The sequence below is a fragment of the Cupriavidus sp. 8B genome (genome assembly GCF_054589115.1).
Map to the genome: position 1 here is coordinate 14,806 of NZ_BAAILO010000093.1, position 17,305 is coordinate 32,110.

At 66.7% G+C, this 17,305-nt stretch carries 16 protein-coding genes; 12 read left to right on the forward strand and 4 right to left on the reverse strand.

From position 1 onward, the window contains the following. The first annotated feature begins 378 nt into the window (after positions 1-378). Positions 379-801 (forward strand): hypothetical protein, encoded by a 423-nt coding sequence (locus tag ACYP5B_RS09065; protein WP_318230999.1) that lies wholly within the window; start codon positions 379-381, stop codon positions 799-801. A gap of 156 nt (positions 802-957) precedes the next feature. Here ACYP5B_RS09065 and ACYP5B_RS09070 read toward each other — a convergent pair whose 3' ends face one another. After that, entirely contained in the window at positions 958-1,512 is a 555-nt protein-coding gene (locus ACYP5B_RS09070) for a hypothetical protein (protein ID WP_400096503.1), read from the reverse strand. A gap of 210 nt (positions 1,513-1,722) precedes the next feature. Next, positions 1,723-2,751 (reverse strand): tripartite tricarboxylate transporter substrate binding protein, encoded by a 1,029-nt coding sequence (locus ACYP5B_RS09075; protein ID WP_459569359.1) that lies wholly within the window; start codon positions 2,749-2,751, stop codon positions 1,723-1,725. A gap of 245 nt (positions 2,752-2,996) precedes the next feature. Here ACYP5B_RS09075 and ACYP5B_RS09080 point away from each other — a divergent pair, with 245 nt between their 5' ends. The 3 genes from ACYP5B_RS09080 to ACYP5B_RS09090 all read left to right on the forward strand — a co-directional run bounded on the left by ACYP5B_RS09080 (position 2,997) and on the right by ACYP5B_RS09090 (position 7,346). Beyond that, a complete protein-coding gene (locus tag ACYP5B_RS09080; protein WP_459569360.1) occupies positions 2,997-4,796 on the forward strand; it encodes an IlvD/Edd family dehydratase in 1,800 nt (599 codons plus the stop codon). Between the two features lie 94 nt (positions 4,797-4,890). Further along, positions 4,891-5,532 (forward strand): GntR family transcriptional regulator, encoded by a 642-nt coding sequence (locus ACYP5B_RS09085; protein ID WP_318231060.1) that lies wholly within the window; start codon positions 4,891-4,893, stop codon positions 5,530-5,532. Positions 5,533-5,774: 242 nt separating this feature from the next. Continuing rightward, positions 5,775-7,346, forward strand: coding sequence for a sensor domain-containing diguanylate cyclase (locus ACYP5B_RS09090; RefSeq protein ID WP_400096537.1), 1,572 nt, complete (start codon positions 5,775-5,777; stop codon positions 7,344-7,346). A gap of 237 nt (positions 7,347-7,583) precedes the next feature. Here ACYP5B_RS09090 and ACYP5B_RS09095 read toward each other — a convergent pair whose 3' ends face one another. Next, the gene (locus ACYP5B_RS09095; protein WP_459569361.1) at positions 7,584-8,510 is read right to left on the reverse strand and encodes a LysR family transcriptional regulator; all 927 of its coding nucleotides are present in this window, start codon (positions 8,508-8,510) and stop codon (positions 7,584-7,586) included. Between the two features lie 196 nt (positions 8,511-8,706). Between ACYP5B_RS09095 and ACYP5B_RS09100 the strand changes: the two genes are divergently transcribed. Together ACYP5B_RS09100 and ACYP5B_RS09105 are read left to right on the forward strand one after the other, a co-directional pair. Continuing rightward, on the forward strand, positions 8,707-9,684 hold the full coding sequence (locus ACYP5B_RS09100) for a 3-hydroxyacyl-CoA dehydrogenase family protein (protein ID WP_459569362.1): 978 nt from the start codon (positions 8,707-8,709) through the stop codon (positions 9,682-9,684). A gap of 46 nt (positions 9,685-9,730) precedes the next feature. After that, a complete protein-coding gene (locus ACYP5B_RS09105) occupies positions 9,731-10,573 on the forward strand; it encodes a beta-keto acid cleavage family enzyme (RefSeq protein WP_459569363.1) in 843 nt (280 codons plus the stop codon). Between the two features lie 23 nt (positions 10,574-10,596). On the opposite strand, the gene ACYP5B_RS09110 is transcribed toward ACYP5B_RS09105, so the two are convergent. Further along, complete coding sequence (locus ACYP5B_RS09110) at positions 10,597-10,866, reverse strand: hypothetical protein (protein WP_459569364.1); 270 nt, start codon at positions 10,864-10,866, stop codon at positions 10,597-10,599. 489 nt (positions 10,867-11,355) lie between these two features. Between ACYP5B_RS09110 and ACYP5B_RS09115 the strand changes: the two genes are divergently transcribed. From ACYP5B_RS09115 to ACYP5B_RS09140, 6 genes are read left to right on the forward strand one after another with little or no spacing between them, the layout of a single operon-like run. Further along, on the forward strand, positions 11,356-12,030 hold the full coding sequence (locus ACYP5B_RS09115; RefSeq protein WP_459569366.1) for a CDP-alcohol phosphatidyltransferase family protein: 675 nt from the start codon (positions 11,356-11,358) through the stop codon (positions 12,028-12,030). A gap of 6 nt (positions 12,031-12,036) precedes the next feature. After that, positions 12,037-13,818, forward strand: coding sequence for a bifunctional alpha/beta hydrolase/class I SAM-dependent methyltransferase (locus ACYP5B_RS09120; protein ID WP_459569367.1), 1,782 nt, complete (start codon positions 12,037-12,039; stop codon positions 13,816-13,818). Further along, entirely contained in the window at positions 13,818-15,242 is a 1,425-nt protein-coding gene (locus ACYP5B_RS09125) for a phosphatase PAP2/dual specificity phosphatase family protein (protein WP_459569397.1), read from the forward strand. Before ACYP5B_RS09120 ends, ACYP5B_RS09125 begins: the two co-directional genes overlap by 1 nt. Beyond that, on the forward strand, positions 15,223-15,693 hold the full coding sequence (locus ACYP5B_RS09130) for a hypothetical protein (protein ID WP_400096509.1): 471 nt from the start codon (positions 15,223-15,225) through the stop codon (positions 15,691-15,693). The genes ACYP5B_RS09125 and ACYP5B_RS09130 overlap by 20 nt, the downstream gene beginning before the upstream one ends. Before the next feature lie 6 nt (positions 15,694-15,699). Next, entirely contained in the window at positions 15,700-16,326 is a 627-nt protein-coding gene (locus ACYP5B_RS09135) for a lysophospholipid acyltransferase family protein (protein WP_400096510.1), read from the forward strand. Positions 16,327-16,332: 6 nt separating this feature from the next. Next, positions 16,333-17,295: a phosphatidate cytidylyltransferase gene (locus ACYP5B_RS09140; RefSeq protein ID WP_459569368.1), complete on the forward strand. Its 963-nt coding sequence runs from the start codon at positions 16,333-16,335 to the stop codon at positions 17,293-17,295. Positions 17,296-17,305: the final 10 nt, after the last annotated feature.

Consider the following 17,305-nt stretch of genomic DNA (forward strand, 5'->3'; position numbering starts at 1 on the left):
AGGTGGGGCAGGGCCGTACAACGAATAACGAATCCAGCGGCAATCATGCAAGGACTGGAAGCGTGCGGGCGCCGGGCGCAACCAGTTTCACACGGGCGTTTCGACGCCCTGGCCGAGCACGGAGCGGGGCGCTCATTTTCCGTTGCCGCGCTTGGTGGCGCGGCGCTCACACGCCTGCATCGCGGGGTTCCCTGTGGCGGGTCCCGATGCCTATGCTAGAGGTGGCGGTGGATCGCTTCGACTGAAGTGGCGGTCGTCGCCGAAGTCGGGTATCCCAGCGCAAAACGCCGCGATGCCCGGCGTTGTGCCAGGGCCGGAATGCACGATCCGGCGCGGGCGGTTCGTACGATTCGCGTTGGCAGTTGAGTAGGAGGAAACATGAGAACGCTGGGCTTGCTGTTCGCCACCACGTTGGCGATGGCGTCGCCGCTGCACGCATACGCAGCGGGTTGCCAATATGACATGCAGTGCAAAGGGGATCGGATCTGCCAGAAGGGCCAATGCATGTCTCCGGATGACGACGACCAGAGCGTCGACCAGCCCGCCAAGCCGCCAGCCTCTCGCATTGCTCCCGCGCCGGTGCCCGCCGCCAGCCAGGTGCCAGCGCCCATGTCCTCCCGCATGGCGAAGAGCGCGCCGCCTGCAACGCCCGTCCCGGGCGAGCCGCGCTTTTGCTGCACGGTAGCGGGCAGGCTCAAGCCATATAACAACGCGGCCTTCGACGCCGATACCATTGTCGGCGACGCTTGCCAGGGCATGACCAACTCGGGCAAGCCAGTGCCCGGCACCGCCTGCCAATGACGCAACATGGAGCCTGCGCGAGCGCTGATCCAGGCTTACCGGATCAGCGCTTTTTTTGATGAGCGAGGCGGGCAGCGCATTGCTGCTGGAAGACGTGACAGGCGATGCGGCGGCCTCGATGCTGGTCATCGACAAGTACCGCGCCGGGCGCCGGGTTTATTCGGCTGGCTTGTCCGGCTCCACGACCGGCTCCACAACGTCGGCCGGTGCCACCAGCAGCGCTGTCTTGCGCGGCGCGGCTTCGACTGTTGCTTGCGGCAGCGGCTTGCCGCCTGGCAGGTAGGCCGCGACCCACCCTGTTATCGCCGCGCCCATGGTGGGCAGCCCGTTGCTGTACTCCGGCAGAAAATCCCGGCCCATCAAGCACCACTGAAACGGGTCCTGGCCGCCGATCGCGGCGAAATGGCGTTGGACATTGTCGGAAAAATCAGCGTTCGCGCCAAACACGATCTCGATCAGGCTGTGGGTGTAGGCGGCAATGTGCTGCGCCATCACGTCGGCCAGCTCGGGCCGGAACGTGGTGAAGCTGAAGGGTTGCGCGGCCGCCTCGCGCAGGTAGTCGGTGCCCTCGGCGATGAGCGTCTTTGCCGTTTGCAGGTTCAGCGCGCTGATCTTCTGCGCCACCTGCGCCCAGGGGCTTGCCAGGCCGAAATCGATGACCGGGTAAGGCAGAGGCGCCTCGACGAGTTCAGCGTGAGAGGGGGTAGCCATGAGCGTCTCCGATAGTTCATGACGAGGCAACGCGTCCGAAGGGATTTCGTCGGTGGCAATCGTCACTTGCTGCGCCGCAGCATTGCGCTAGTCATCATAGGCGGAATCGTCGGGGTGTCAAGGCGTGAGATGGCAGGCGCCCGCCCCGTCACATGAGGGCGGGGCGGGCAAACTGCTTCCGGTATCGGGCGGTGGGGCCCGCGACGACGCTTACTCTGGCTTGACGCCCGCTTCCCGGATTACCGCGGTCCACTTCGCCAGCTCGGACTTGATGCGGGCCTGGGTCTGCGCCGGCGTGGTCCAGGTGGCGATGGCGCCTTGCTTGAGCAGGGAGGCCTTCACGTCGGGCTCGGCCAGGATCTTCTTGAGTTCGGCGTTGAGCCGGTCCACCACCGGGGCGGGGGTGCGGGCCGGGGCCACGATGCCGAACATGGAGTTGACCTCGAAGTCCTTCAGGCCCGCTTCATTGGCCGTCGGCACGTCGGGCAGCGCGGCCACGCGCTCGCTGGTGGTGACGGCCAGCGCGCGGATCTTGCCGCCCTTTACGTAGGACTGCGCCGCCGGCACGGTCTCGATCATGCTGAGCACCTGCCCGCCGATCAGGTCGGTCATGGCGGGGCCGCTGCCTTTGTACGGTACATGCAGCATATCCACGCCGGCCATGCGCTTGAACATCTCGCCGGCCAGGTGCTGCGGCGAGCCATTGCCGGCGGAGGCAAAGGTGATCGCGCCAGGGGTGGATTTTGCCAGCGCGATCAGCTCCGGCAGGCTGTTCGCCTTGACGCTGGGATTGACCACGAACACCAGCGGCACGGTGCCGACGATCGCCACCGGTGCGAAGCTCTTTTCGATGTCGTAGGAAACGCGGTTCTTGTATAGCGCCGCGTTGATCGCGTGGCTAGTCAGCGCACCCATCAGCAGGGTGTAGCCGTCGGCCGGCGACTTGGCGACGAGTTCCGCGCCGATATTGCCGGCCGCGCCGGCCCGGTTGTCGACCACGACCTGCTGGCCCAGCGCGGTGGACAGGTGCTGCGCCAGGGTGCGGCCGATGACGTCGGTGGCGCCACCTGGCGGATAGGGCACGACCAGGCGGATCGGCTTGGTGGGATAGTCGGCGGCCGCGGCCGGGCCAGGCCAGGCGCCCGCCAGCAAGGCGCCGGCGCTGGCCAGGGCAGAAAGCAACAGATGGCGCCTGCGCGCGAAAACGCCGCGGCGAGCGGGGCGTCGAATGCCGGTCATAGGGGAATCTCCTGCGCCGGGTTGATATGGATGGGAAGGCACAGCAAGGCTGTGCAGCGTGGGACGCCCGGCTCGTCGCTACGGCAGAGTGTAGGGACCGTCTCTTGATAGAAGAATCAGAATTTTTCTATCGACTGATCTGTATTTTCAATTAAAGGTGAGGGGTGGAGCTTTCCATTGCGGCGGGGCGGCAAGGCCAGATATGATGCTCACCTCGATTATCAATAATATTATTGGAGATAAGCATGGCCGGCCCCCTCGATTCCCCCAAGGACCCTTTCGCCTCGGCACAGGGGGGGCAGGACCCCTTCGAGCCGGCGCATGACGCCGAGAGCGGCCTGGGCAAGGGCCTGACCAACTATGGCGATAAAGGGTTCTCACTGTTCCTGCGCAAGGCCTTTATCAAGGGCGCGGGCTATACCGACGACGCGCTTTCCCGTCCGGTGATCGGCATCGTCAACACCAACAGCGGCTACAACCCCTGCCATGGCAACGCGCCGCAATTGGTGGAAGCCGTCAAGCGCGGTGTCATGCTGGCAGGCGGCCTGCCGGTGGACTTTCCCACCATCTCCGTGCATGAGAGCTTCTCGGCGCCGACCAGCATGTACCTGCGCAACCTCATGTCGATGGACACCGAGGAAATGATCCGCGCGCAGCCCATGGACGCGGTAGTGCTGATCGGCGGTTGCGACAAGACCGTGCCCGCGCAGTTGATGGGCGCGGCCTCGGCCGGGGTGCCGGCGATCCAGCTCGTCACCGGCTCCATGCTCACCGGCTCGCATCGCGGCGAGCGCGTGGGCGCGTGCACTGATTGCCGCCGCTATTGGGGCCGCTACCGCGCCGAGGAGATCGATGCGCCCGAGATTGCCGACGTAAACAACCAACTGGTAGCCAGCGTGGGCACCTGCTCGGTGATGGGCACGGCCAGCACCATGGCCTGCCTGACCGAAGCGCTCGGCATGATGGTGGCGGGTGGCGCATCGGCCCCGGCGGTCACCGCCGACCGCGTGCGGGTGGCCGAGCGCACCGGCACCACTGCCGTGGCCATGGCCCGCTCCGGGCTGACGCCGGACCGCATCCTGACTGGCAAGGCTATCGAGAACGCCATCCGCGTGCTGCTGGCCATCGGCGGGTCCACCAACGGCATCGTGCACCTGACCGCCATCGCCGGCCGCCTAGGCATCGACATCGACCTGGCGGGGCTGGACCGCATGAGCCGCGAGACGCCGGTGCTGGTGGACCTGAAGCCCTCCGGCCAGCATTACATGGAAGACTTCCACGCGGCGGGCGGCATGCCCGCGCTGCTGCGCGAGCTGCGCCCGCTGCTGCATCTGGACACGCTGACGGTCTCCGGCCGCACACTGGGCGAAGAACTCGACGCGGCACCCACCCCGTTCGCGCAGGATGTGATCCGCCCGTTCGACGCACCGATCTATCCGGTGGGCGGCCTGGCCGTCCTGCGCGGCAACCTGGCTCCGGGCGGCGCCATCATCAAGCAGTCCGCCGCTGATCCGGTGCTGATGGAGCATGAAGGGCGCGCCGTGGTGTTCGAAGATGCCGAGGACATGGCGTTGCGCATCGACGACGATGCGCTGGACGTGAATGCCGACGACATCCTGGTGCTCAAGCGCATCGGGCCGACCGGCGCGCCCGGGATGCCCGAGGCCGGCTACATGCCGATTCCCAGGAAGCTGGCGCGCGCCGGCGTGAAGGACATGGTGCGCATCTCGGACGGCCGCATGAGCGGGACCGCGGCCGGCACCATCGTGCTGCACGTGACGCCGGAAGCCGCCATCGGCGGCCCGCTGGCCCACGTGCGCAACGGCGACCGCATCCGCCTGTCGGTGGCGCGGCGCGAAATCTCCCTGCTGATCGACGACGCGGAACTGGCCCGCCGCGCGGCCGAGCACGAAGTGGTGCGTCCCACCGCCGAGCGCGGCTATCGCAAGTTGTTCCTGGCCACGGTGACGCAGGCCGACCAGGGCGTGGACTTCGATTTTCTGCGTGCCGCGCAGACCAGCGAAACCGTGCCGCGCAAGTCCTGAGAGTCCTGCCATGGATCGACCAACCCGTGCCGGTACGCACACACAAGCGGCGCATGGCATTCAGGGCGATGCCTCCGGTGGTGGCGCGCACGCCATGCTGGCCGCCGCCGCGATCCTTGAGGAAGACATCGTCTTTGGCTTGCTGAGTCCGCGCGAGCGGCTGGTCGAAGACGACCTGATGGCGCGCTTCAACCTGAAGCGCCATGTGGTGCGCCAACTCTTGGCCACGCTCGAAGGCATGGGCCTGGTCGAACGCAAGCGCAACGTTGGCGCGGTGGTGCGCGCCTTTCCGGCGCGCGAGGTCATGGAGCTGTACGCACTGCGCGAAGTGCTGGAGACGCACGCCGCCAGCCTGATTGCGCTGCCGGTACCGGCTGCGCGGTTGCAGGCGCTGGTGGCCGTGCAGCAGGAGCACGACGTTGCGGTGGCGGCGGGTGATGCGCGTGCCGTGTTTCGCATCAACCAGCGCTTTCACCGGGAGTTGTTCGCCCTGGTCGACAACGCGGTGCTGCGGCAGGCCATCGAGGAATACGCCCGCCGCGCCCATCCGATCCGCTTTGGCTCGCTGGCTGCAGCGGGCTATCGCGAGCGTGCCAGGCAGGAACACTGGGCCATGATCGAGGCCTTGCGCGCGGGCCGGCGCGAGGATCTTGTCGCGCTATGCCGTAGCCATCTGCTGCCTTCGCGCGATGCTTACCTGGCGGCGGAGCGGGAGCGTGCCGGAGGGCCCGCTTAGTACATTACATTATTTGTCTCATGGGCGCGGTTAATAGAAATATTGAAATGAATCAATACGCCGCTCGAGGGGAAACTTGAAATTCTTGTTCGGATCTTTAACCTCGCGAGCCCGCATTTGCGCGTTGCAGCAGGAATATTAGCCGGCGGGCCGTGCTAAAATCGGCACCTTCTGAAGATTGTCGGTCTGCAAAAGAGATGTCAGCGCAACCGTGTAAGCCGCTTCCGGAGCGCTCGCCCAAAATGGGGCTTGGCCGTTTGATCTTGCTCCTGGCCCTGGGGTCGGTCCTGCTGACCATGGCCAATACGCTGTACTCCAGTTACCGCGTGCAGCGTGACCTGCTGATCCGCAATACGCTGGAAGCCAATCGCGTTTATGCGGCAAAGCTGGCGGAGTCCACGGAAACCCATCTCGACAGCACCATGCAGCAACTGGCGTACAGCGCCAGCGTGCTCGCCAGGGGCATGGATAATCCGGCCCGCGTGAGCGAGGAGGCGGAGCGCCTGCGCTTGCAGACCAAGAGCCTGAACTCGGTTGCCATCGTCCGCGAGGACGGCATGGTGCTTGCGGTGTCGCCAGCGGCCCTGCGCCGGGCCGGATCGAGCGTAAAGACCGATTGGGGGCATAAGCTCCTGGCTACCCGCACCCCGGCAATCAGCGAGCCTTTCACTTCGGCCAGCGGGCGGTTGATTATCTTTATTTCCCACCCCATTATTAATTCCGCGGGCAAGCTGCTCGGCTATGTCGGGGGCACGATTTATCTGAATGCCAAGAACCTGCTGCATAAGATTCTCGATAGCCATTATTATCGGGATAGCTCTTACGTATATGTGGTCGACCGCAAAGGCACGGTGATTTTTCATCCGGACGACTCCCATGTTGGCAAGTCGATCTTCAAGAATGCAGTCGTACTGGCGGTAACCAGCGGCACAGCGGGCGCCCAGCAGATACTGAACCAATATGGTGTCGAGATGCTTGCCGGCTATGCGCCGGTCGCGTCCACCGGATGGGGCATCGTGGCGCAGAGATCCACGCAAGCCACGCTGGCCGATCTGAGTGACCTGGTGTTGGTGACGTTCGGCAACAGCATGCCATTCCTGCTCCTGTCGCTGGTCCTCATCTTGTGGTTTTCCCGCTGGATCTCGCGGCCGCTGGGGCAGTTGGCCGATCACGCGAGGATGGGGACCACGCCCGATGGGATGGAGAGGATCGAGCGGATCCAGGCCAGGTATGTCGAAGCCGATCGCCTGAAGAAAGCACTGCTGCGGGGCATGAGCCTGACCAGCAGCAAGCTGGACCGGCTCAACCATGAAACCATCACCGACGCGCTGACGGGCTTGCGCAATCGCCGCGGGCTGGGCAACGCACTCAGCCTGTACGAACTCAGCGGGCAGTCCTTTGCCGTCATCACGCTCGACGTGGACCACTTCAAGTCGATCAATGACCGTTACGGGCACCATGTCGGTGATGAGGTGCTCAAGCACATCGCTGGCCTGATGCGGGCCGGTTCCCGGGGCGGCGATGTGACATGCCGCAGCGGCGGGGAGGAGTTCGTCATCTTGCTGCCTGGCACGACCGTGGAGAATGCGTTCCTGATTGCTGAGCGCTTGCGCGAGGCCGTGGAAAAGGCGCCCAACCCCACCGGTGGCATGGTGACGATTTCGCTTGGCGTCGCGCATTTTCCTGCGTCGGCGGAAGAGGTCGGCGATGTGCTGAAAAAGTCGGATATCGCGCTCTATCAGGCCAAGCGCCACGGGCGCAACCACACAGTCCGGTACCAGCCGGAGCCGGCTGCCCTGGCGGATTCCCCCTGATCGTGCCGGTAGCGCCGCCTGGCGCTGGGCGGCCCTTACCACGGCCACCACGCCGGACACGCCGAGCAACTGGTCGGCGAGCAGATAGAGCGGATAGGGCAGCGCCAGCGTCAGCGCGCCCTCGGCCAAGGCCAGTCCGGCCAGGCGCTGTCGGCTCCGAACATACCGCGATATCGCGCGCGCTTTCAAGCCTTGTGCGTTTTGCTTACCGCTTCGCGCGATCCCGCCCCGGCTCGCTCATGCCGGTTCGGCCACGCCGCCGCCGGTTTGGGCCAGGTGGGCGCGCAGCACGCCGACCAGCGCCGCCGCCGCGGGCGACAGGCTGCGGTTGCGCGCCGTCACCAGACCGATCGAGCGCTCTGTCACGGGCGCGGTGAGCAAGCGCTCGACGATGCCGGCCTGGCGCACCGTGCCGGCCGCGATTTCCGGCAGCGCCGCCACGCCGAAGCCGCATTCGACCATGGCCGCGATGGTGGCCAGGTGCTCGGCTTCGAACACCGGCTGGAAACGGATGCGGTTCTGCAGGAAGGCCCATTCGGCGTACTGGCGCACGCTGCTGGGGTGCGTCATGGAAACATGCGCGGCGTCAACCGTATCGGCCCAGCGCACCGGCCCCTTGCCGTGGGCCAGCGGGTGCTCGCTGGGAATCAGCAGCACGAAGCGGTCGGACATCATGGGGTCGTAGTGCAGGTCCGCCTGTTGCGGGTCGGCCGCGGTCAGCGCGAAGTCGACCTCGCCCGCGCGCACCAGGTCAAAGGCCGGGCCGGAGAGCGTATCGAAGACCTTGAGCGTAACCTTGGGATGCTCCCGCCGGTAGGCCATCAGCACGCGCGGCAGCAGGCGGGCGGCCAGCGAGGGCAAGGCGGCCACCGCAACGTGGCCGCGCTCGGCGCTGGCAATGCCGCTCACCGCGTCGATGGCGTCCCGGAAAGCAGCCTGCAGGATCGCTGCCTGCTGCATGAAGACCTCGCCCGCCGCGGTCAGCCGCACGGTGCGGGTGGTACGGTCGAACAGCCGCACGCCCAGGGACTCCTCGATGCGCAGGATCTGGGTGGACAGCGCCGATTGCGAAAGGTGCAGCTGTCCCGCCGCCTGCCGGAAGTTCAGGGTCCGGCCGAGCACCAGGGTGGTCTCGACATCGCGCATCGACAGGTTGATTTTCACGGCATGGATCGCGGATTGATCTTGTTAGTCGATCATTCTATTCGGAAAATCTGATTCATCAATCAAAGCGGCTTGTCTACACTCATGGTCAATTCCGCTGAACCCGGGCCGTGATGCAGGAAAAGCGCCGTTTTAGCCATATTTTGCGGCAATGGCGGGTTCAGTCGCCCAACGACAACGCCAGACAGTACAAAGGATGCCCATGCCCGACGCCGCCCACTTTTCGCTAGCCGTTCCCGGCACCGCACACGCCGTGGTGGTAGGTGGCGGCACCATGGGCGCCGACGTGGCCGTGGTGCTCACGCGCGCGCACTGCCGCACTACCGTGGTCGAGCCCGACGCGCAGCGCGCAGGCGCGGTAACGGCAAGGGTCGCCGCCAATCTCGCGGCCATCGGCCCGGCTGCCGAGGCTGGCCTGGCGGGATTGACGGTAGCCGCAGGGCTCGACGCGATCGACTGGGGCACGGTCGACCTGGTGATCGAGTGCATCCCCGAGCGGCTCGACATCAAGCGCGCGCTGTTCGCCGACCTGGTGGTGCGTGCGCGCCCGGATGCCATTCTCGCCAGCAATAGCTCGAGTTTCCCGATCAGCGCCATCGGCGAGGGCCTGCCCACCCGAGAGCGCATGCTCGGCTTGCATTTCTTCATGCCGGCGCACCTGGTGCCGCTGGTGGAGGTGGTGCTGGGCGAGGGCAGCGCCGAGGCCGGTGCCGACGTCTTGATCGGCTTCATGCGCCGTTGCGGCATGGTGCCGGTCAAGGTGAAGAAGGACCTGCCGGGGTTCCTCGCCAACCGCCTGCAACACGCCTTGTCGCGCGAAGCCTTCGACCTGATCGACCGCGGCATCGCCTCGCCCGAGGATGTGGATGCGGCGGTGCGCTTTGGCTTCGGCTTTCGCTTCCTGGCGGCCGGGCCGGTCATGCAGCGCGACCACGCCGGCATCGATGTGCACGCGGCGGCCGGGGCTACCATGTATCCCACTTTCAACAACGCGGCCGAACCGGCCCGCTGCTTGACCGAGCGCGCGGCGGACGGCCGCCACGGCATGAAGAGCGGCGAAGGCTTCTATCGCTGGACGCCAGAGACCATCGCCGCGGAACGAGAGCGCTATGATCGCTTGCTGCGCGCGGGGCTCGACCTGATCGCGCCGGAACTGCCCAAGATCGAACCCTGAACCCCACAAGAATCGCCAAGAGCACCAGGAACACCAAGAGCGCAATATGAGTGAACACACCTTGTTGGCGGATTCGCCGCTGATCATTACCGTCGCGCCCAATGGCGCCTACAAGACCGCCAAGGACCACCAGGCCGTGCCGCTGACCGCGGCGGCCCTGGCGGCAGACGCGCGGGCATGCCTGGAAGCCGGCGCGGCCATGATGCACATGCATGTGCGCCAGCCCGACGGCCGCCATTCCCTGGATCCGCAGATTTATCGCGAAGCGCTTGCCGTGGTGAAGCAGGAAGTGGGCGATGCCTTGCTGGTGCAGGTGACCAGCGAAGCCGCCGGCATCTACCGCGCGGCCGAGCAGATCGCGATGGTGCGCGAACTGCGGCCCGAGGCAGTCTCCATCGGGCTGCGCGAGATCGCCGTGCCGGACATCCCCGAGGCCGAGCTGGCCGGTTTCCTGGCCTGGCTGGCGCGCGAGCGGGTGATGACCCAGGTCATCTTGTACGACGCGGCCGACGTGGCGCGCTGGCAAGCGCTGCGCGCGCGCGGGCTGGTGCCGCCGGGCGCGTGGTCGGTGCTGTTTGTGCTGGGCCGGTATTCGGCGGGACAGGTATCGTCGCCGCGCGACCTGCTGCCGTTCCTGCAGGTCTATGACGGCACGCTGCCGTGGGCGATCTGCGCCTTCGGGCGCGAGGAGAATGCCTGCGTGACCACCGCCGCCGCGTTCGGCGGGCATGTGCGGGTGGGCTTCGAGAACAATCTGAAGCTGCGCGACGGCAGCACCGCGCCAGGCAACGCGGCCCTCGTCGGGCAGGCGGCCGAAGGCGCGCGCACGCTTGGGCGCCCGCTAGCTTCGGCCGACGAGGCCAGGCAGATCTACAGCGAGATTCGCTGATCGGCGGCGATCAGCGCCGGTGCTCATGCGCCGTCGCTGAAGGCGTCGCGGGTGCCGTTGCGAGCGCCGTCGGTGAACGGATCCCGCGCACCGGCGCGCGCGCCGTCGGTGAACGGGTCGCGCGGGCCGAGCTTGCTGGCGCCCTGCGTGTAGATGTCCCGCGCCTGGCTGGTGGTGGCCGCGCCATCAAGATACGGGTCCACGCTGCGCGGGGCGGCGCTGGCGAGGCTGGCGACACCGCCAAGGGTGGCGGCCAGGGCGGCGGCGAGCAGGGCTTGCTTGAGAGTACGCATCGTTTTCTCCGAGGATTCGAGGGGTGGGCGATCTCTTTCGATCGACCGTGCTGGCAGTCTAAGAAACAGGCACCGACGACAACATGACCGGCACATGACAATGCTGTCATGCAGCACGCCTTGCCCGGACGGCATTCCTTGTCCACCGCCCCTGCGTTTTTCCGCAACCTCCAATTCCTTCCAAGTTCGCGCAATTTCTTACCGCAGCGCCCCAACTTTTGCCAACGGGCGTTACCTCGCAAATCCTGGCGCGTAACGTGGCTCAGGCACGCCCAAATCGTGTCGAAATGTGCCAAAAATCTCATAAATTCTTAATGATTGGCGGAAACGCGCAATCAAGCTATGCTTGCCCGATTGTCGGGCACGCGGCACACCATCTGGTCGTCAAAGGCGGCTGCGGGGGCTGGGCAAGGGGGCCGGCATGGCCGGTGGCCGCGGGCGCGGACACCATGGCCGGCAATCACATAAGGCCTGAAAAGGTCGAGAAACATGACGCTTTACCAGATCAAACCGAAGTTCCAGGCCCTTCTGCGGCCGTTGGTGACGCGCCTCGCCGCGCGCGGCGTCACCGCCAACCAGGTCACGCTGGCTGCGGCTGGCGGGTCATTGGTGGTGGGTGCCCTGGTGGCCGCGCTGGCCTGGCTGCCCGGCGTCTTCCTGCTGATGCCGATCTGGCTGTTCGTGCGCATGGCGCTGAACGCCATCGACGGCATGCTGGCGCGCGAGCACGGCCAGCAGAGCGTGCTTGGCGCCTATCTCAATGAACTTGGGGACATCGTCTCCGATATTGCGCTGATTCTGCCGTTCGCCCTGGTTGCGCCGTTTGGTGCCGGCGAAATCATGGTGTTCGCGCTGCTGGCCGTCATCGTCGAGTGCGCTGGCCTGATCGGGCCGCTGGCCGGTGCCAGCCGCCGCTACGACGGCCCCCTGGGCAAGAGCGACCGGGCCCTGGTGCTGGGCGCGCTGGGCTTGTGGGTCGGCCTCGGGCTGAGCCTGGCGTATGCCGCGCACTGGCTGTGGGTGCTGTTGTCGCTGCTGTCGTTGCTGACCATCGCCAACCGGGTGCGCCGCGGCGTGGCCGAGGGCGAACAGGCGCGCCAGGCAAGCGAGGCGAGTGCTCAGGCGGCACCGCACGCCAAACCGTCTTCCCAACCCGTGGAGTGATACTACGTGGATAGTCAAACCGGCCGTACCGCTGTCGAGTCGCAGTTCGAAACCCACGATGGCCAGTCGCTGTTCTATCGCCACTGGCCTGCCGCAGGCCAGGCGCCGCAGGGCGCCGTTGTGCTGTTTCACCGCGGGCACGAGCATTCGGGCCGCATCGCCCACCTGGTGGACGAACTGGGCTTGCCCGGCCATGCCTTCTTCGCCTGGGATGCGCGCGGCCACGGCCGTTCGCCAGGCGAGCGCGGCTACAGCCCCAGCCTGGCCACGTCGGTGCGCGATATCCAGACGTTCATCGACCACATCGCCACCGAGCATGGCATTCCGGTAGAGCGCATCGCCGTGGTCGCGCAAAGCGTTGGCGCTGTCCTGGCGTCAACGTGGGTGCACGACTACGCGGCGCGGATCCGCGCCCTTGTGCTCGCTTCGCCGGCGTTCAAGGTCAAGCTCTACGTGCCGCTGGCGCGGCCGGGCCTCAAGCTCATGCACAAGCTGCGGGGCAAGTTCTTCGTCAACAGCTACGTCAAGGCCAAGTTCCTCACGCACGATCCCGAGCGTATCGCCAGTTACCAGCAAGATCCACTGATTACGCGCCCGATTGCCGTCAATATCCTGCTGGATCTCTATGAGACGGCCGATCGCATCGTGGCCGATGCGGCCGCCATTACCGTACCCACGCAGTTGCTGATCTCCGGCGCGGACTGGGTGGTGCATCGCGGCCCGCAGGATGCGTTCTACGAGCGGCTGGGCTCCAGCGTCAAGGAGCGCATCGTGCTGGACGGCTTCTACCACGACACCCTGGGCGAGCGCGATCGCGCGCAGGCCGTGGCCGCGGCGCGGCGCTTTATCGTACGCGAGTTCGAGACGCCATCGGCGGCGGTCTCGTTGCTGAACGCCGACCGCAGCGGCGCCTTCAAGGAAGAATCCGACCGGCTGGCGCGGCCGCTGTCCCCGGCCAGCGCGGCGGGCATTTACTGGGGCCTGACGCGCGCCGGCCTGAAGTTCGGCGGCCTGCTGTCCGACGGGGTGCGGCTTGGGCACAGGACCGGTTTCGATTCAGGCTCCACGCTCGACTACGTTTACTGCAACAAGGCGCAGGGGCGGTTTGGCGTCGGCCCGATGGTCGACCGCAACTACCTGGACGCCATCGGCTGGCGGGGCATCCGCCAGCGCAAGGTAAACATCGAGGAACTGCTTGGCGTAGCCATCGGCAGCCTGCGCGCCGCCGGCGTGCCGGTGCGCATCGTCGATATCGCCGCGGGCCATGGCCGTTACGTGCTGGAGGCGCTGGCCGCCAAGGGCATCAACGGAGCGGCCGCGCAACAGGTACAGAGCATCCTGCTGCGCGACTACAGCGATATCAACGTGGAGCAGGGTCGCGCGCTCATCCGCAGCAAGGGCCTGTCGGACATTGCCCGTTTCGAGAAGGGCGACGCCTTCGATGGCGACGATCTCGCCGCGCTCGATCCGGCGCCCACGCTGGCCATCGTCTCCGGCCTGTATGAGCTGTTCGGCGACAACGGCATGGTGTCGCGTTCGCTGGGTGGCCTGTCGCGGGCGGTGGCGCCGGGCGGCTACCTGGTCTATACCGGGCAGCCCTGGCACCCGCAGCTCGAGTTCATCGCGCGCGCGCTCACCAGCCATCGCGCGGGCTCGGCCTGGGTGATGCGGCGCCGCTCGCAGGCGGAGATGGATGAACTGGTCCGGCAAGCCGGCTTCGAGAAGATCGCGCAGCGCATCGACCCGTGGGGCATCTTCACGGTCAGCCTGGCGCGCAGGGTCGCATGATGCTGCGCCAGCAGGCCGAAGGCGGGGCCGCGGACATCGCCGCGGGGGAGCCGGGCGCTGGCGGGGCTCGCCCCTGGGGCCTTGCCCTGGTCCTGCTGGCCGGCATGGGCGCCTTGTTTTTCTCGTCCTATGGGCTGGCCAACTGGCTGGCGAGCCAGCGTCCCGACGTCCCGTTCTTCTACTTTGAATGGGAGCGGCACATTCCCTTTGTGCCCTGGAGCATCGTGCCGTACTGGTCGATCGACCTGCTCTACGGCCTGTCCTTTTTCCTCTGGCGCAGGCGTGCCGATCTGCTCGTCCATGCCAAGCGCTTGCTAGCGGCGCAGCTGATCTCGGTTGCCTGCTTTATTGCCTTTCCGCTGCGTTTTGCCTTCGATCGCCCGCAGGCCGGCGGCGTGCCCGGCCACCTCTTCACGCTGCTGGGCGGCTTTGACAAGCCGTTCAACCAGGCGCCATCGCTGCACATCAGCCTGCTGGTGATCCTGTGGGTGGCCTACGCAATGCACGCGCACGGCGGCTGGCGCTGGCTGCTGCACGGCTGGTTCGCGCTGATCGGGGTGTCGGTGCTGACCACTTACCAGCACCATGTCATCGACGTGCCCACGGGCTGGCTGCTGGGCTGGTTCTGCGTCTTCCTGTTTCCCTTCGGGCAGGGGCAGGGCAATGCAGGGCCCGCTGCCAGCGCGCCGCGCACGCGGCAGCTTGCCAGGCGTTACGCCATGGGTGCACTGGCCGGCGGGGCGGCGGCACTGGCGCTGTCGTCTACCTCGGCCCTCGCAGCGTTGCTGCTGGGCTGGCTGGCCCTGTCGCTGGCTTGCGTCGCGGCGATCTACCGGCGGGGCATTCCGGCCTTGTTCCAGAAGCGGCACGACGGCACCATGCCGATGGCGGCGCGCTGGGTGCTGGCGCCTTACCTGCTGGGCGCGTTGGCTAACTCACGCTGGTGGACGCGCCGCCAGCCCGGCGCCAGCCAGATCGTGCCCGGCCTCTGGGTCGGCCGTTTCCCGGGCGGTACCGAGCTACGCCGCCTAGGGGCGGATGCCGTGCTCGACCTGACCGCCGAGCTGCCGCGGCTGGCGGATGCTACCTTGTATCGATGCGTGCCGGTGCTGGACCTGACCGTGCCCGCGCCGGCGCAACTGGACGAAGCCGTGGCCGTGCTTGAAGCCTGGCACCGCGATGGTCGCAATGTGCTTGTATGCTGCGCGCTTGGCTATTCGCGCAGCGCGCTGGTGGCCGCCGCATGGCTCGCCGGCCACGCCGGCGCGCACGACGCCGGGCAAGCGCTGGCCTTGCTGCGCAAGGGGCGTCCGGCCGTGGTGCTGGGCCCGGACAGCGTGGCTGCGCTGTCGCACTTCATCCGCCGCCGGCAGGCGGCCGCACAGTCTTCAGGGGGAGCAGGCCATGTCGGTTCCGATGCATGACGACTACCACCTTGACGCTGCCGCCGGGCACTGGGTGGCGCAGGCCGCGGCGGGGGGCCTCGATGGCGCGGGCCGTGTGCTCTGGGCCGGGCTGGTGCTGGCACTGATCAACCTGCTGCTGGCCGGTACCCTGTCGCCGGCGGGGCAGGTCTATCTGGTGCTCGGCATCGTAGCGGCGCTGCTCGGCGCGGTCCAGCTGTGGCTGCTGATCCGCGCGGCAATCGACCGCCGCTTGTTCGCGGCGCTTGCCGAGGCCCTGCGCATCGCCGACCCGGTCTCGACGCTGGCCTCGCTGGACCAGGCGCTGGTGCAGCTCGGCTGGGCGGGGCCCGAGGGCGGCGGGCGATCCTTGGTGCAGCGCGCTCGCGGCGCTTTGCGCTTTCTCCACTGGGCCGCGGGACTCGCCGCCCTGCAATTGCTGGTGGCCTTGCTGCTACTGCTGCTGAGATAACACACGATGTGGCTTTCCAAACTGGTGGCGCGCGCCATCATCCTGTTCGCACGCTTGCTGACCGGCATGCAGGCGCACTGGAACGGCTGCCTGCCCGCCGCGGTGCAGCGTATCTATTTTGCCAACCACAGCAGCCACGGCGACTTCGTGCTGATCTGGGGCTGCCTGCCGCCGGACTTGCGCTTGCTCACGCGGCCGGTGGCCGGCGCGGATTACTGGAACAAGTCGCCGCTGCGGCGCTTTATCGGCAGGGATGTGTTCAACGCCCTGCTGATCGATCGCACCCGCAGCGAGCCGGGCAGCGATCCTGTGGCCCTGATGCAGCAGGTGGTGCGCAAGGGCGACTCGCTGATCCTGTTTCCCGAAGGCACGCGTAACACCACCGACGAACGGCTCTTGCCCTTCAAGAGCGGCATCTACCACCTTGCGAAGGTTTGCGCAGACATCGAGTTCGTGCCGGTGTGGATCGACAATCTCAACCGCGTGATGCCCAAGGGCGAGTTCGTGCCGGTGCCCCTGCTGTGCACCGTGACCTTCGGCAAGCCGCTGACCCTTGGCGCGGAAGAAGCCAAGGATGACTTCCTGGCGCGCTGCCGCGAAGGCCTGTTGTCGCTGGCGCCCGCGCTGGACTAAGAACCTATGACCTTTCCTCGCCTGACCATGATGCATGAGACCTGGCTGCTGTTCGGCGGCGTGCTGGGCGTACTCGTGCTGGCTTCCACGGTGACCGCGCTGCTGCGCTGGCGCGTGGCCCGGGGTGGCCCGCACGCGGTCATCGACAACCTTGCCGCGCGCGTATCGGCGTGGTGGTGGATGATCGGCGTGCTAGGGGTGGCGTTCGCGATGGGGCGGACCGCCATCATCGTGCTGTTCTACCTGTTGTCGTTCTACGCCTTGCGTGAGTTCATCACCATCACCACCACGCGGCGGGGCGACCACCGTGCCATCGTCGCCGCCTTCTTCGTCTTTCTGCCGCTGCAATACGTGCTGGTGTACACCGGCTGGTATGGGCTGTTTTCCATCTTTATCCCGGTCTACGCTTTCCTGATCCTGCCCATCCTCTCCGCGCTGTCGGCGGAAACCACGCGCTTCCTGGAGCGTTGCGCGGGGGTGCAGTGGGCCGTGATGATCTGCGTGTTCTGCGTGTCGCATGTGCCGGCCTTGCTGACCTTGCCGATTCCCGGCTTCGAGGATCGCAACCTGCTGCTGATCGCATTCCTGGTGATCGTGGTGCAGGGCAGCGACGTGCTGCAGTACGTGTGGGGCAAGCTGCTCGGCAAGACCAAGATCGCGCCGCTGCTGTCGCCGTCCAAGACCGTGGAAGGCTTTGTCGGCGGCGTGGCCAGCGCCACCGCGCTGGGCGCCTCGCTGTGGTGGATCACGCCCTATGGCTCGCCCTGGAAGGCGGGGCTGATCGCGCTGGTGATTGCCTTGATGGGCTTCCTGGGCGGGCTGGTGATGTCGGCCATCAAGCGCGACCGCAACATCAAGGACTGGGGCCAGATGATCCAGGGCCATGGCGGCATGCTGGACCGGCTGGATTCCGTGGTGTTCGCCGCGCCGATCTTCTTCCATATCACGCGGTACTGGTGGGTGCCCTGAGGGCGCCGCC

Bases quoted from the DNA above. Each gene is read 5' to 3' on its own strand.
- ACYP5B_RS09110 (WP_459569364.1), bottom strand. From the start codon at position 10,866: ATGCGTACTCTCAAGCAAGCCCTGCTCGCCGCCGCCCTGGCCGCCACC.
- ACYP5B_RS09115 (WP_459569366.1), top strand. From the start codon at position 11,356: ATGACGCTTTACCAGATCAAACCGAAGTTCCAGGCCCTTCTGCGGCCG.
- ACYP5B_RS09105 (WP_459569363.1), top strand. From the start codon at position 9,731: ATGAGTGAACACACCTTGTTGGCGGATTCGCCGCTGATCATTACCGTC.
- ACYP5B_RS09100 (WP_459569362.1), top strand. From the start codon at position 8,707: ATGCCCATGCCCGACGCCGCCCACTTTTCGCTAGCCGTTCCCGGCACC.
- ACYP5B_RS09075 (WP_459569359.1), bottom strand. From the start codon at position 2,751: ATGACCGGCATTCGACGCCCCGCTCGCCGCGGCGTTTTCGCGCGCAGG.
- ACYP5B_RS09090 (WP_400096537.1), top strand. From the start codon at position 5,775: ATGGGGCTTGGCCGTTTGATCTTGCTCCTGGCCCTGGGGTCGGTCCTG.
- ACYP5B_RS09085 (WP_318231060.1), top strand. From the start codon at position 4,891: ATGCTGGCCGCCGCCGCGATCCTTGAGGAAGACATCGTCTTTGGCTTG.
- ACYP5B_RS09135 (WP_400096510.1), top strand. From the start codon at position 15,700: ATGTGGCTTTCCAAACTGGTGGCGCGCGCCATCATCCTGTTCGCACGC.
- ACYP5B_RS09080 (WP_459569360.1), top strand. From the start codon at position 2,997: ATGGCCGGCCCCCTCGATTCCCCCAAGGACCCTTTCGCCTCGGCACAG.
- ACYP5B_RS09070 (WP_400096503.1), bottom strand. From the start codon at position 1,512: ATGGCTACCCCCTCTCACGCTGAACTCGTCGAGGCGCCTCTGCCTTAC.
- ACYP5B_RS09140 (WP_459569368.1), top strand. From the start codon at position 16,333: ATGACCTTTCCTCGCCTGACCATGATGCATGAGACCTGGCTGCTGTTC.
- ACYP5B_RS09065 (WP_318230999.1), top strand. From the start codon at position 379: ATGAGAACGCTGGGCTTGCTGTTCGCCACCACGTTGGCGATGGCGTCG.
- ACYP5B_RS09125 (WP_459569397.1), top strand. From the start codon at position 13,818: ATGCTGCGCCAGCAGGCCGAAGGCGGGGCCGCGGACATCGCCGCGGGG.
- ACYP5B_RS09130 (WP_400096509.1), top strand. From the start codon at position 15,223: ATGTCGGTTCCGATGCATGACGACTACCACCTTGACGCTGCCGCCGGG.